Here is a 14,039-nt window from a genome sequence, read left to right on the forward strand (position 1 = left end):
TTCGGGGAGGAGGAGCATCATGGCAGGACAGGTTGCGATCGGTTCGCGAAGCGGACTGAGATCGGCGTTGCCCTTGCTCCTCCCCGCCTATCTGTGGCTGACGGTGGCAATCTTCCTGCCGCTGTCGGCCATGGTGTTCTTCTCCTTCATGACCGAGCTGCCGCTGTCGGGCAAGGCGTGGTCGTTCACGCTGGACAACTACACCGCCTTCCTTTCGCAAGGACTCTATCCCACGCTGCTATTGGCCTCGCTCAGGCTAGGGCTTGAGGTGACGCTGTGGTGCGTCGTCGTCGGCTATCCGGCGGCCTATGTGCTGGCCAAGGTGCTGAAGGGGCGCAGCCGCGAGGCGATCTTCCTGCTCGTCATCCTGCCATTCTGGAGTAACGGGCTGGTGCGCATCTTCTCGTGGGCGATGGTGCTGCGCGAAGGCGGCATCCTCGACACGGCGCTCAACGCGGTGCTGCCGATCAAGATCAACATCGACCTGATGTATTCCTACCCGGCGGTCATCATCGGGCTGGTGCATTCCTACGTGCCCTATATGGTGCTGACCTGCTATCTCACCCTGCAAGCCATCGATGGTTCCCTCATCGAGGCAGGGCGTTCGCTCGGCGCCTCGCGGCTGCAGGTGCTGAAACGCATAGTGATCCCGCTGTCCATGCCGGGGCTGGTCGCCGGCGCAGCGCTGATCTTCGTTCCCGTCGTCGGTTCGTTTATGGAACCGCGCATCCTCGGCGGCCGCACCGGAACCTTCTACGGCACGGTCATCGAGGACCAGTTCGTCGCTGTGTTCAACTGGCCGCTGGGCGCTGCACTTTCCTTTATCCTGCTGGCTGTGGTGCTGGTCATCCTGGCAGTGGCATCGCCGATACTCAGGAGGGCCGCGTGATGCGGACGACCCGCATCCTCGAATGGCTCGGCCGCCTCTACATCTGGCTGCTGCTCGCCTTCCTTTATCTGCCCATCATCATCATGGCGCTGATGTCGTTCAACGTCTCGCCCTTCTACCAATTGCCGTTCGAGTGGACGACGGAGTGGTATGCCTCGCTATGGCAGAACGACCAGCTAATCTCCGCCACCTGGAACAGCGTCGAGATCGCCGTCATCACGACAATCATCTGCGTGTTGCTCGGCTCGGCGGCGTCACTGGCACTCTACCGCTATGAATTCCGCGGCAGGAAATTCCTGCAGGCACTGCTGTTTCCGCCGATCGCCATTCCATGGCTGATCACCGGCACGGCGATGCTGATCTTCTTCTTCGGCGTCGGCATCGGGCGCGGTCTGTTCGCCATCCTGCTCGGCCATGTGGCGCTGGCGCTGCCCTATGTCATCGTCGTCGTGTCGGCCCGGTTGCAGACCTTCGCGCCGGAGCTGGAAGAGGCGGCGCGCTCACTCGGCGCCAACCAGTGGCAAGTGACGGACCGCGTCACGCTGCCATGGATCATGCCGGGCGTCATAGCCGGCGGGCTGTTCGCGTTTGCCGTGTCATTCGACCAGTTCGTCGTCTCCTACTTCCTGTCGACGCCGGGGCAGACGACGCTGCCGGTCGAAATCTACGCTGCGATCCGCAAGGGTTTCACGCCCGAGATCAACGCGGTCTCGACCATCATCATTGTCGTATCGATGGCGCTCATGCTACTCACGGCGCGCTTCTTCAAATTCGGCGGAGCGAAATAATGGCTGGCGTGCAGGTATCGAACCTGTCGCGCAGTTTCGGCGCGCACAAGGCACTGGACGACGTCTCCATCGATTTCGCCGATGGCGGCTTCTATGCGCTGCTCGGGCCGTCAGGCAGCGGCAAGACCACGCTGCTGCGGCAGATCGCAGGCTTCGACTTTCCCGATTTCGGCCGCATCGCCATCGGCGGCGAGAGCGTCGAGCGGGTGCCGATCGAAAAGCGCCGTATCGGCATGGTGTTCCAGAATTATGCGCTGTTTCCCAATATGAGCGTTGCCGACAATGTTGCCTTCGGCCTGTCGGTGCGCGGCGAGCCCAAGGCTGTGATTGCCGCCGAGGTACAACGCGCGCTCGATCTGGTTCAGTTGGGTAAGCTAGGCAGCCGTCGTCCGCATCAGCTCTCCGGCGGCCAGCGCCAGCGCGTTGCGCTGGCTCGCGCCATCGTTACCAAGCCACGCGTACTGCTGCTCGACGAGCCGCTCGGCGCGCTCGACAAGGCGCTGCGCGTCGACATGCAGATCGAATTGAAGCGCATACAGCGCGAGATCGGCATCACCACCATCTTCGTCACCCACGACCAGGAAGAAGCGCTGACGATGAGCGATCGCATCGGCATATTGCGCGACGGCAGGCTGGTGCAGGAAGGGCCGCCGGAGGAGATCTACGACCGGCCGAAGAGCGAATTCGCCGCCACCTTCCTCGGCGACGCCAACATCTTTCGCGGTGACAGCACGGGCAACGGCATCCGGCTGCAGGACGGCACGGCGATCGCCGCTGGCGCGGGTGCCAAGCTTGCCGCCGGCGCGAAGGCCAGCTGCGCGGTACGCCCCGAACGCATCCGCATTGCCACGGATACCGGAACTCCGAATGCGCCCAATGCGAACGTGCTGCGGGGCCAGGTCTCCAAACGCATCTTCGCCGGCAACAACAGCACATACTTCGTCGAGCGTGCCGGCCAGACGCTGAAGGTGATCGTGCAGAACACCGGCGCTGAGAGGCTGGCGGAAGGTCAGGATGTCGTACTGCGATGGTCGCCGGAGAGTACTGTTCTGATCGCGGCGGGTTAGCGCGCGGCCTCCGTGCCAACATGCCCGAGCAGTTCGAGCAGTTGGACGAGCTTCTCGTCACGCTGGGTGCGAGCGTGGGTCGATCATGAAGTCATCAATCTCGCGGTCGGCCGCCTGGCTCTTTACTACGCGGAAGAGAACCCCGACGAGGTCGTCGTCGTCCTCGACGACAAGACCGAGGCTCTGATCCGCGAGCTCGAGGCCCAGCATGGCCACCTTCGGCACGCCATACTACGCTGCAACTTGATGGTGGATCGGCGGGATTTAACGCATACGCCGAAATAACTGCTGGCACTCGGACATGTCATAGGCGCTGTCCGCTCTTGGAGATCGGCGAATGCAGCTTTGACGACCGAGATCTTGCCATTAACTGCCAAGCGACTAGTCCGCGACAGTCCGGCCTGTGGGCCGAAGATCACTTCCTGGCGGCAAAGCCAGACTGGGCGGCGATCGATCGCACTAGAAAATGTTGGCACTTGCAACTCGCGCTGGGGATATTCATGGTCGACCGCAAGAATTGCAAATGTTCTCTCACGCTCCGCCCATATAGATATCCATGATCTGCCGGTCGTCGCGCACGTCCCGAGGCGTTCCCTCGAAGCGCTTTTCGCCGGCCGCCAGGATGTAAAGCTTGTCCGCAATTGGCATCGCCTCGCGGATGTTCTGCTCCACCATCACAATGCCGATGCCGTGCGCGATGAGGGTGGTAATGCGTTCGAGCGTCTCGATGACCATGGCCGGCGATAACCCGGCGGAAGGCTCGTCGAGCAGAATGAAGCGCGGTTCCGAAACCAGCGCTCGCGCCAGCGCAAGCATTGCCTGCTCGCCGCCCGAAAGCGAACCGGCCGCGGTGCGCCGCCGCCGTGCCAAAGAGGGATATTGCTCGATCAACGCCTCGATGCGCTGCTCGACTAGCCGCCGGTCCGCGATGGCGTAGCCACCCATGCGCAAATTCTCCATCACTGTCAGGCGCGGAAACACACCGCCGCCCTGCGGCATCAGCACCAACCCCTGGCGCACCACCTCATGGACGGCAAGGTTGGAGAGCGTTGCATCGCCCAGGCTCGCCGTGCCGCTCCACACCGGCAGCGCGCCGACAATGGCCTTGAGCAGGGTCGACTTGCCACTGCCGTTCGGCCCGAAGATGCAGGTGATCTTGCCAGCCTCCGCGCTCAGCGAGACGCCATGGACGATCTCCTGCTTGCCGTAGCCAGTGACGATGTTGTCGGCAGTGAGCGTGGTGCTCATTGCGGCCGCCCCAGATAGGTCTGCATAACCTCCGAATTGCGAACGATGTCGTTGAAAGAGCCGTTGGCCACGACACGGCCTGCATCCATGACGATGATGCGGTCGCACACATTGCGCACCATCTCCATGTCGTGCTCGATGACCAGGAAGGTGATGCCGCGCTCGCGCAGCCGCGCGATGGCCTCCAGGATGATCTTGCGGATGTTGGGATGCACGCCCGCTGTCACCTCGTCGAGCAGAATGAGCGAGGCTTGGCGCATGATGACGCGCCCGAACTCCAGCAGTTTCTGCTGGCCGCCCGAAAGATCGGAGGCGCGATTGTCGGAGACATGCTCCAGCTTGAGCAGCGCCAGCGTATCGGCTGCCCGTTCACGCGCGCCCCGCCAATGGCCCTCGGCCGCTGCCACCAGCAGGTTTTCGGTGACGCTCATATTGTCGAACATGGCCGGAATCTGGAAGGTGCGGGCAAGCCCCAGCCGCGCGATCGCGTGAGCCTTTCGGCCGCCGATTTCGTGACCGTCGAAGCGAATCTGGCCACGATCCGGCATCACCGTGCCCGATACCAGGTTGAACAGAGTCGACTTGCCGGACCCGTTAGGCCCGATCAGGCCGGCGATCTCGCGCCGACCGACGTCCAGGGAGACACCGTTTACGGCCTTGATGCCGCCGAAATGGCGGTAGAGTTCGCGCACGACGAGAATAGGGTCGCCGGCTCCAGCCGTTTTGCCCTCGGCGGCGCTCAACTGGGCCCTCCCTGGCCGTCGCCGGCAAGATTGCCGACCGCCTTGTCCAGCACGGCGCCAGACTTGGCCCCGCGCCTCGAAAACAGGCCGGCGATGCCGTTCGGCAGGAACAGCACCACCAGCACGATGGCCGCGCCTAATATGGCGATATAGAAGGCGGTGTCGCCCCAGTACATCCAGATGATGCGGTTGACGACGAACAGCGCCACACCGCCCAGTGCCGGCCCCCACAGGCTGCCCAGCCCGCCCAGCAGCACCATTACCACCATCTGGTCGGTGATGTCGCCGCCGAAGACGCTGTTCGGATTGATGAAGGTGACCCAGTAGGCGAAGATCGCGCCGAATACCGAGGCGGTGACGGCGCTGAGCACGAAGGTCTGCAGCTTGACCAGCGAAGTGTTGATACCCATTGCCTCTGCCGCCGGTTCGTGGTCGCGCAGCGCCTTGACCTTCAGGCCGAAACGCGAGCGCTCGAACAGCGCCCAGGTGATGAGATAGGTCAGCGCAGCCGCGCCGAACATGGCGAAGTAAAAGAAGCGCTCATCGAGAAAGGGCGGCAGCCCAATTCCGCCGATGCCGCCGGTGAAATCCATCACCGAGGCGAACTGGATGAGCACCTCGGCGAAGGCCCAGGTGGCTATGGCGAAATAGGCGCCGCGCAGGCGCAGCGTCGGCGCGCCGATGATGATGGCAAACAGCGCCGTCACCACGATACCAGCCGGGAGGGTGGCGAAGAAGGGCCAGGCGAGCTTGTCGCCCATCAGCAGCGCCGTGACATAGGCGCCGAGCCCGAAGAAGGCCGAATGGCCGAAATTGATGTAGCCGGCATAGCCGCCGAGTATGTTCCAGGAGCAGGCCAGCCCCGCCCACATCAGCGCGCCGGTGGCGATGCGCAGCCAGAAGTTGTTGACCAGCATCGGCAGGAGCGCCAGCACAACGATCACCGCGATCAGCAGGAGGAGGCCGGTCCAGCGTGGCTTCATGTCCGGCCTCACAAGCCGTGCCGCAGGATCCCGCGCGGGGATACGAGCAGGACGAGGAACAGCGTGGCGAAGATCGCCAGCAGCGAATAGCTCGACCCGACATAGGTCGCGACGAAGGCTTCGATGACGCCGAGCAGCAGGGCGGCGACAAGGGCACCGCCGACGGAACCCAAGCCGGCAAGCACAGCCACGAAGAATGCGAACAGCGTATAGCGCAGGCCGACCTCCGGATTGACTGAAAAAATTGCGCCCATCAGCACGCCGGCCATGGCGGTGATGCCTGCGTAGAGCCCGTAAACATTGGCGCTGAGGCGGCGGATGTTGACGCCCATCAGCGCGGCGTTCTGCCGGTTTTCAGCCGTCGCTCGGATCGCCAGCCCATAGCGGGTGCGGTAGAGGAACAGGAACAGTCCGCCGGCGATGGCGATCGCGAACACCGCCGCCGCCACGCGGATCAGCGGCACCGTCACCGGCCCGACGGCGAGGCTCTCGCCGCTCAACGCCGTCGGCACGCTGTGGGTATTGAAGCCCCACGCGGTCAGCATGCCGCCGCGCAGCAGCGTGAACAGGCCGAAGGTCAGCGCCAGCGCCATCAATTCCGGCCGCGCCGTGCGGCTGTTGCGGACATTGTAGAGGATCGGCCCGATCAGATAACCGATGGCGCCGAACAGCACGAAAGCCACCGGGATCGCCAGGAATCCGTCGACGCCCAGTCCGGCGGCCATATAGTAGCCGAGATAGCCACCTAACACGACCCAGCCGCCCACGGCGAAATCGATGACGTGCAGCACGCCGAAAGCGAGCTGGAATCCGATCGTAAAGGTGCCGATGACGCCGCCGATCAGAAGGCCGTTCAGCAAGGTCTGTAGGAAAAGATCCAAGGCGGGAACCATCCGTCAGTCATGCAAACTAAAGTGCGGGCCGCCGCGGCAAGGCGACCGCACTCCATGGCATGGTCCGTCATTTTCCGAGCACGCGCAACCGTCGTTGTTCCGCCGGGCAGGGTGATGGCGACGAGGCCGCCCGCACCCTGTCCGAAACCACCTATTTCCAGGCCGGCAGCGGGTAGGTGAGGTCTGCCGCCGCGGCCTCCTTCGGGCCCACTGCCACCGTCTTGCCGCCCTGAATCTGGATCAGCACCGGCACCGGCTGGACGTTGTCATGGTAGTGGTTGCCTTCCTTCTCGAACTTGATCGGCCCGTAGAAGGTTTGGATGTCGGTCTCGGCGATCGCGTCCTTCAACGCCACCCTGTCTTCGGGCGTAAGCACCGGCTTCTTGCCGAGCCGCTTGACGGCATCGCCGAAAACGAGACCGCTGGCCGCGCAGGCCGCTTCGGTATAGTCGGGCTCGTGCCCGGACTTCTTTTGCGCCATCTCGGCAAACTCCCTTGCGGTGCCGAAGACGTCGTCCTTGTATGGAACCGATGGCAGCCACACGGAGACGCCGCAGGTGCCGTCGGCGTCCGCGGCGAGCGCCTGGGCGAAGGCCGGGTCGGTGACGCCATAGTGCATTATCAGCGCCTTAGGCCGGAAGTTCAGCGACTTCGAGGTCTTGACGACGTTGATCAGCGGCTCCTCATGGCCGCCGACGGCGACGATGTCGGGATTGAGCGCTGCGATCTTAGAGATGACCGGGGTAAGGTCGCCCGAGGCCGGCACCAATTCGTAGGCGACGACTTCCAGTCCGGCCTCCTTGGCCCCGTCGCGAAAACCTTCGCCGGTTTCCTTCGAGAAGGGCTCGTTGACGCCGATCACCGCAATCGTCTTGGCCATGGGGTTAGACAGTTTCGCCAGCACGGCCAGCGACTTACCCGCAGTGGTGTCCACGGCCGGGATGATGCCGAAGTTGAATTCCGGCTTGGCCTTCCAGACGTTTGGCGATTCCGCGGAGCCGGAAATCATCGGCACCTGGTACTTCTGGCAGATCGGCTGCACGGCGATGGTCGAGCCGCTGGTGTAGGGGCCGAATAGCACGTCGACCTCGTTCTGGACGATCAGGCGCTCGGCGGCGTCGGCGCCGGTCGCCGGGTTGCTCTGGTCGTCACCGTAGAACATGTCGACCTTGAAAAGCTCGCCGGCGACCTCGACACCGCCCTTGGCGTTGATGGCCTCCGCCCACAGATCGTAGCCACGTTTGGTCAGGTTGCCGCCGAGGATGTTCTCGCCCGACAGCGAGGTGATAACGCCCGCCTTGAAGGTCGCCACCTGCGCTCGTGCCGTTCGTACGAACGGCATTCCCAACGGGCCGGCCGCGAAGGCGACAGCGCTGACGCTGAGGAACCGGCGGCGCGAAAAACCTTTGCTGTTCGTGGACATCACTCAACTCCCTTCATCCGGTTATCAGATTGGAAACCGACGATATCTCTTGTTTATACCACTGTATGCCTTTTGTGCGGACAAGGAAGATTTGCCGGCGTCAACAGGGGACGGTTTCGGTGGCGCGGCCTTTCTCGCAAAGAACGTCGGCCGTCACGTGATGAAGGCGCTCAAAGAAATGATCGTCCTCAACGGTCGCCTTCAGGAACAGCTTGACGCGCGCTCGGAACCGCGTCCGCTAGGAGGAACGGCGGTGAAAACATGCTCCGCCGCTGTCACGCCAGAACGAGGCCTTCGACCGCAAACTCGCGGAGCCGCGCTCGCTGGCCGATTCGGCAAAGCCCCGCCGTGTCTATTTCGAGCTGTAGCAGATGATCCGTGACGAGTGCCGGACCATCATTCCGGCCTTTGCCAGCTGGATCGACGCGGCGCGCCAGGAGGTTAATCCCTCCCGCCGGTCGCGCAGCACGGTCTCGAGGAAGCACACCTTCAGGGAGTCACCGAGGTAAAGAACGCCAAACCGATTGACGTCAACACGGGGTCGAGGATCGCTGAATCGGCTCGGCGACTTCCCGTATCCCAACGGAACGGGATACGGGCTCCAGTAGATCCGGCCGAATGTCCGTCCCCGCAGTATGGTCTCGATTTCGAGCTTTGCGCGCCCGAAATCAGGTGGTGGCAAAACGCCAGGCATTCAGTCGAAATCGCCCTTGGCCATACCTTCCGCAACGGCCAACACCGAGGCATCATCGCCTTGCTGAAGGGCTCGGAGGCCGGTCCGCCCATCGAGCGCGCCGTGACGCGACACCAAAAACCGGTAGACCGCCCAGGCATTATTGCCCAACGTCGCATGGAGTGCCGGCAATGCCCCGAACGGCCGGCCGTCCTTGTCGAGTTGCCAGACAGGAAAGCGGAAGCCGCGCTTGGCGCCGTCGACCCCGAGCACCTGCCCGCTCTGCCGCCTGGCGTTGACCGTCACCCGCGATGTGCCGAGCAACTTGGCAAAGGCTTCCGCACTCAGCATGTCCTCGCCGGCGACAATTTCGGCGACACGCTTGCGGCCACGCTCGCGCGCCGCGGCGAGCGCCGCTTCAAGTTCAGCATCGGGCTTGCCCGCTTTCTCGACGGGAAACATGTCATCCGAAGCGATCGGCTGTTCCTCGACCGGCGTGATCGTCTGCGCGCCGGCCGCCGGATCGACCTCTTTTCCGATTTCTACGTCGAAGCACCTCCGCCGTACGATCCTAGAGGCGAGCCGCTTTTCTCACCTGCGCCTGCTGCCATTATCTCCTCTGTGTCATCGTCGAACAGGAAACAGACGTGGGAACAGCAGACGAACTGTGTTCTGCCACAGGTCAGCACAGTTCCTGAGCCTGTGACCTTGGAGAGAATTGACCGCGCTCTTGATACGATCGCCCTAGCCATCCACAAGGCCGGCAATAACGGACGAGCGTATCTTCCGATTTACGAGCGTCTTGAATGCGAAAAGAAGAAATTAATGGCAGAGACGAGCGCAATGTTGCGCGTCCAGGAGCGGCTCAAACAATCTCGGGATCGAACGGCAAAGCAATCTTTTTGAGTTCGTCGTGACGCCATTGCAGCGATCCGCCCGAACCATACTCTACACGCTCGATCGTGTGGCCCATCAAGATCTTGCGAAGCTCACTGTCGATGCCTGCCTCTTTCATGCGATCCTCAAAACTGTGTCGGAGGGAGTAAATCTTGTGCTTTGGCGTGGGGAAAAGTTTATTGGTTTTGAAAAACTTATTTAGGTTTGCAGAAAGCGCCTCTTCGCGATTGCGGTAACGCGGAAAGCCCCGCGGATTTTTCCTGAAAACTTCCAGCGCGATGCCGACCAGCGGTACATCGCGCACGGACCATTCGGTCTTGATTTCGCGCGGATCATCGGCATCCTCCCGTGGGGTGATGCGAATATACGGAACCGGCGTATCGATGAAGATCACTGTCTCGTCGAGATTGCATATCTCGCTTGGCCGCGCGCCTGTCTCGATCAGAGCCAGAACGCAGCGACGCGCTTGAGGATCCAGGGATGCTAAGGCGTCCGGCCTCATGATTTGATCGGATATCCATTGGGTTTCGAATGATGGCCGTTTCCGACGGCGCTTGCCGCGCTCCGAAAAGCGGAGGTCATCGAATGGGGTGCCTTTTTGTTCCTCGCCCAGATGAGCGAAATAGCGCCTGTAGAGATCCCGCATATTGCCGAGATCTCGATTGCCGGCCGACGCGGAATGTGTGGCGGGTCCGACTTCTGGCGGCGGTGCAACGCGCCTGAGCCAGAACCGGTAGAAGGTCAATCCGTCCTCGCGCGTGATTTCACCGATGGGCTTGTCGCCGACAAGGGCAACAAAATTGTTGATGGCTCTCTGCTTTACCTTCTTCCACATTCGGCGCTGCGACTGGCTCTTGCCTACCACTTCATGTGCCATGATCTCATCGGCATAGACATCAAAGGCTTCGGAGATTTTGACGGGCGGCACTCGCACACCGCCGAGAAGAGCGTCGGCCACGGCCGGGGCCGCTTGAACGCGCTCCAGCGCCTCGACACGCTTTAAAATTGAATCGACATTCTGAAAGCCTGCCACCTGTCCGTTCGAAAGATAGGAAACGCCCATGGCTTCAGCCCGGCGAACGGCGTCGCGATACTGATCGAGTGCCGACCTTGTTTCGCCGCCGGAAAGAAGTATGGCCCACAGGGTCTTATCCGCGTCTTCGAGCTTGTCGCGCATAGCACGTGCAAGGCGGCGCTCATCCGTTTCCAGGGATTTGCGAATGAACCTGCCGCGATCGTCTATGCCGACCATCTTGGCAGGCATTCGCCGATGATAATAGAAAACCCCGTCACGCTGAACGAGGTAGCGATCCGGGTCTCTGGCGGGCTCTGCGACGGCCTCTTTTCGCATGGGCCAAACTCGCGATGTATCTCAGTTTGTATCGCAGTTTGTATCGCAGCAAGGCGAAAAAGCCAAGCGCCCCCACACAAGGGGCCACTACCATCCTGACATTTCAATGAGTTAGAGGTGCTGCTTCCAAAATTTAATGGTGCGGTCGAGAAGACTCGAACTTCCACGGGTTGCCCCACAGCGACCTCAACGCTGCGCGTCTACCAATTCCGCCACGACCGCACGTGGTAGGAGCCGGAATGGGCCGGCCCGCGGCGTGTAGCAAATCGTTTCCGGCGAAACAAGTGCGCGCTGAGCAATAATCGCCTCACGATTGGCATAATGGTCCAAAGGCTTGAAACGCGGTCCGAACTGGACGTTTCTGCCAATTGCCGCCATATGAAGGACTAATGCATGTCGCCCAAAGCGCGCAGCGGTTTTGGGATCAACGATATGCCTGAAACAAACATCTAAAGTGTGCCGTATGAATCCCTTCAAACGCGACGCGCTTTAGGCGAGACACACTATGCCAGAACGCAGCCGGTTCGCCACGTCGTTCCTACCCTTGCCCGGTTCGGCGCCGGTCGAATGGCGAATCGAACCTGGCCTCACCGCCTACCCGGATGCGCTGGCGGTGATGGAGGCGCGCGCTGAAGCGATCAGGAGTGGCGCCGCCGGGGAAATGGTCTGGCTAGTCGAGCATCCGCCGCTTTACACGACCGGCACCAGCGCCCGCACCGAGGACCTGATCGAGCCCGACCGTTTCCCGGTGTTTGCGGCCGGGCGTGGCGGCGAATACACATATCACGGACCGGGCCAGCGGGTCGCCTATGTAATGCTCGACCTTAAGCGGCGGCGCGAAGACGTCCGTGCCTTCGTCGCTGCGCTCGAACAATGGATCATCGGCACGCTTGCCGCCTTCAACGTGCGCGGTGAGCGCCGCGAGGACCGCGTTGGCGTCTGGGTGGTGCGGCCGGACCGTCCGCCACTGCCCGATGGATCACCGGCCGAGGACAAGATCGCCGCAATCGGCATCAGGCTGAGACGCTGGGTGAGCTTTCATGGCATTGCCATCAATGTCGAGCCGGATCTCAGCCATTTCAGCGGCATCGTGCCGTGCGGCGTGCAGGACCATGGCGTCACCAGCCTTGTCGATCTCGGCATTCCCCTGATGATGGACGACCTCGACCTCGCGCTGAAATCCGCGTTTGAGGACGTCTTCGGCCCTGCCGCTGCCTCGCCTGTCGAAGCGGCCCGCAAGGCCGGCTGAAGTCTCGTCTAATGCATGTCGCCCAAAAGCTTGCCCACGGGCCTGGCCCAAGGCTTGTCCCGAGGGTGCGCAGCGGTTTTGGACAACGACATGCAAAAACAGAGATTTAGAACAGCGGCTCAGAGCAGCCGGGCGGATGCCCACAAAACCCCATAACCGTGGATGGCGAACACCGCCAGCAGAGCGCCTGCCATGGCGAGCCGGTCGACGGTGCGGATCGGCTTCAGTTCATGGCGCGGCTTCACCGCGCTGCCCATGGTCAGCAGGCTGAGGGCCGCAAAGATTGCGCCGGCGGCCAGCAGGAAGCCGGACGAAAAGCCGGCCTGCCAGCCAAGCGCCAGCAAGGCGGAGAGCAGGAAGAACGAAGCAAATGCCAGCGCAACCGGACCCGGGCAAAGCTGGCGCAGCACCTGGCCGCCGTCGAATTTCCACACCGGCACCAGATTGGCGATGTTGAACAATGCGGCACAGCCGGTCAGCGTCGCCAGCAGCGCAGCGGCAAGCCCATGCCCTTCGCCGCTCGCAAGCGCGCTGGCGGCAATCAGCAGCGGCACGAGGAAAGCGGAAAAGCCGGCACCCATCAGAGCCACGAAGGCCACTTCAAAGCGGCTGTCATAGGGCCGCCCGCCAATGGCGATGCCGCCGAGCAACGGGATGAAGATCATCCGCGCCTTGCGATGTCCGGTCAGCCGGAACGCCGCCATATGCCCGAGCTCATGCAGGGCCACCACCGACGTCAGGATCGCGGCCAGTGCCAGCCCGCCAAGGTTCAGCCCGAAGAACGGCCACAGGATGAACGCCGAAAGAACAGCGAAGCCGATCTGGCTGAGCGGGTGCTCGAACCAGCCGCCTTTGCGATAACGTCCGGTTCTGACCCAAATCTCCAGCTTGTCGAGCTCACGCCGCATGGCGAAACAGCGGAAAACCAGAAAAGCGACGCCGCGATAGCGATCGGTCCGGCTGAGGATTATCCGCGTCGCGGAGCCCTCTGGTATGAGCTCAGTGGCTTCGCGATAGTCGGCCCAGAAGGAAGCGTCGAGCGACGTGTCGTCGAGGACGCGCATAGAAAAGCGGCTGTCTTCCACCACATCCTCGAGCCGAACCTTGTGCTCGATCGGTTGGCCATCTCGCCCTTCCCAGGACAGCCTGATCCGGGTTGTGCCCTGATCGTCGATCGCTTTCGCGGAAAGGATCTCGCCCGACCAACCGGCATCACTTCCAAGCGGCCACAGCGCCTGCCAGAGCCGGTGCCGGTCCGCCGCCACCAACCGGCTGAGCCGGACCGTGCGCAAACCGAGCGGCACGGTCATCAGCAGAAAAATCAGCCCGAGATTGCAGGCCACGAGGATGGCCGTCACGATGGGCGACACTTGGCAGCACTCCCTGCGTTTCAGGGAACCCTAGCGCCACGGCGGCAAGAAAAGCTTAACGGCAGAATCTCCTCGCGGCTGCCGAAAGAGAGCCGCGGCAGGGCGCCGATCCTCACATCGCTCCGATCCAGATCGCCATGGAAACGAGGAACGCGCTCATGCACACCAGCGACACGACATCCTGAACAAGATCGGTCATAACTCTCTCCTGTTGTTGCTATGTTCGTATTTTGTTCTAATTTTGTTCGAATGTCAACGACCGCCATCGGGCGCGCTCCGAAATTTCGGGCGCTCAATTCGGCAGGGTTAAGGAAAGGTTGACGGGGCAAAAAATGACCGGCTGCTCTCTGTGAACAGGCGGTGCAGGCCGTCAGCCGTTAGGGACGTCGAGATTCAGGTCAGGCCGCGCCGAGAATGGTGGATTCCGAGAACCGGAACGCAGCGTACGTTTGGTGCAGTACTGGA

The 14,039-nt window shown here is 62.2% G+C and carries 13 protein-coding genes, 1 tRNA gene and 1 pseudogene; 4 read left to right on the forward strand and 11 right to left on the reverse strand.

The window, feature by feature from the left end; all coding sequences use genetic code 11:
• The first annotated feature begins 19 nt into the window (after positions 1-19).
• The 3 genes from EN859_RS15365 to EN859_RS15375 are packed head-to-tail and all read left to right on the forward strand — an operon-like array spanning position 20 to position 2,744.
• Positions 20-889: an ABC transporter permease gene (locus EN859_RS15365; RefSeq protein ID WP_127853739.1), complete on the forward strand. Its 870-nt coding sequence runs from the start codon at positions 20-22 to the stop codon at positions 887-889.
• Positions 889-1,677, forward strand: coding sequence for an ABC transporter permease (locus EN859_RS15370; RefSeq protein ID WP_127853798.1), 789 nt, complete (start codon positions 889-891; stop codon positions 1,675-1,677). The genes EN859_RS15365 and EN859_RS15370 overlap by 1 nt, the downstream gene beginning before the upstream one ends.
• Positions 1,677-2,744: an ABC transporter ATP-binding protein gene (locus EN859_RS15375; RefSeq protein ID WP_127853740.1), complete on the forward strand. Its 1,068-nt coding sequence runs from the start codon at positions 1,677-1,679 to the stop codon at positions 2,742-2,744. The genes EN859_RS15370 and EN859_RS15375 overlap by 1 nt, the downstream gene beginning before the upstream one ends.
• Positions 2,745-2,801: 57 nt before the next feature.
• Here the strand turns inward: EN859_RS15375 and EN859_RS38115 are convergent, their stop codons facing one another.
• From EN859_RS38115 to EN859_RS15425, 10 genes and pseudogenes are all read right to left on the reverse strand, one after another.
• Positions 2,802-2,954 carry a hypothetical protein gene (locus EN859_RS38115; RefSeq protein ID WP_189501990.1) on the reverse strand — a complete coding sequence of 51 codons (153 nt, stop codon included), beginning with the start codon at positions 2,952-2,954 and terminating at the stop codon, positions 2,802-2,804.
• Between the two features lie 321 nt (positions 2,955-3,275).
• Positions 3,276-3,992, reverse strand: a complete 717-nt coding sequence (locus EN859_RS15380; protein WP_127853741.1) for an ABC transporter ATP-binding protein — start codon at positions 3,990-3,992, stop codon at positions 3,276-3,278.
• The gene (locus tag EN859_RS15385) at positions 3,989-4,735 is read right to left on the reverse strand and encodes an ABC transporter ATP-binding protein (protein WP_210237696.1); all 747 of its coding nucleotides are present in this window, start codon (positions 4,733-4,735) and stop codon (positions 3,989-3,991) included. The genes EN859_RS15380 and EN859_RS15385 overlap by 4 nt, the downstream gene beginning before the upstream one ends.
• Complete coding sequence (locus EN859_RS15390) at positions 4,732-5,718, reverse strand: branched-chain amino acid ABC transporter permease (RefSeq protein ID WP_127853742.1); 987 nt, start codon at positions 5,716-5,718, stop codon at positions 4,732-4,734. The genes EN859_RS15385 and EN859_RS15390 overlap by 4 nt, the downstream gene beginning before the upstream one ends.
• Before the next feature lie 8 nt (positions 5,719-5,726).
• Positions 5,727-6,599 carry a branched-chain amino acid ABC transporter permease gene (locus EN859_RS15395; protein WP_127853743.1) on the reverse strand — a complete coding sequence of 291 codons (873 nt, stop codon included), beginning with the start codon at positions 6,597-6,599 and terminating at the stop codon, positions 5,727-5,729.
• Positions 6,600-6,762: 163 nt separating this feature from the next.
• Positions 6,763-8,034 carry an amino acid ABC transporter substrate-binding protein gene (locus EN859_RS15400; RefSeq protein ID WP_127853744.1) on the reverse strand — a complete coding sequence of 424 codons (1,272 nt, stop codon included), beginning with the start codon at positions 8,032-8,034 and terminating at the stop codon, positions 6,763-6,765.
• Between the two features lie 352 nt (positions 8,035-8,386).
• Positions 8,387-8,728, reverse strand: a complete 342-nt coding sequence (locus tag EN859_RS15410) for an RES domain-containing protein (protein ID WP_245525584.1) — start codon at positions 8,726-8,728, stop codon at positions 8,387-8,389.
• A pseudogene (locus EN859_RS15415) lies at positions 8,729-9,302 on the reverse strand (XRE family transcriptional regulator).
• Between the two features lie 270 nt (positions 9,303-9,572).
• Positions 9,573-10,955 (reverse strand): DUF6538 domain-containing protein, encoded by a 1,383-nt coding sequence (locus tag EN859_RS15420; RefSeq protein WP_127853746.1) that lies wholly within the window; start codon positions 10,953-10,955, stop codon positions 9,573-9,575.
• A 137-nt stretch (positions 10,956-11,092) separates the two neighbouring features.
• Positions 11,093-11,177: transfer RNA gene (locus EN859_RS15425), tRNA-Leu, on the reverse strand.
• Between the two features lie 283 nt (positions 11,178-11,460).
• Here EN859_RS15425 and lipB point away from each other — a divergent pair.
• Positions 11,461-12,204, forward strand: a complete 744-nt coding sequence (lipB, locus tag EN859_RS15430; protein ID WP_127853747.1) for a lipoyl(octanoyl) transferase LipB — start codon at positions 11,461-11,463, stop codon at positions 12,202-12,204.
• A 119-nt stretch (positions 12,205-12,323) separates the two neighbouring features.
• On the opposite strand, the gene EN859_RS15435 is transcribed toward lipB, so the two are convergent.
• Positions 12,324-13,574, reverse strand: coding sequence for a site-2 protease family protein (locus EN859_RS15435; protein ID WP_127853748.1), 1,251 nt, complete (start codon positions 13,572-13,574; stop codon positions 12,324-12,326).
• Between the last annotated feature and the right edge of the window lie 465 nt (positions 13,575-14,039).

Source organism: Mesorhizobium sp. M00.F.Ca.ET.216.01.1.1 (assembly GCF_004010325.2).
Taxonomy (GTDB): Bacteria; Pseudomonadota; Alphaproteobacteria; order Rhizobiales; family Rhizobiaceae; genus Mesorhizobium.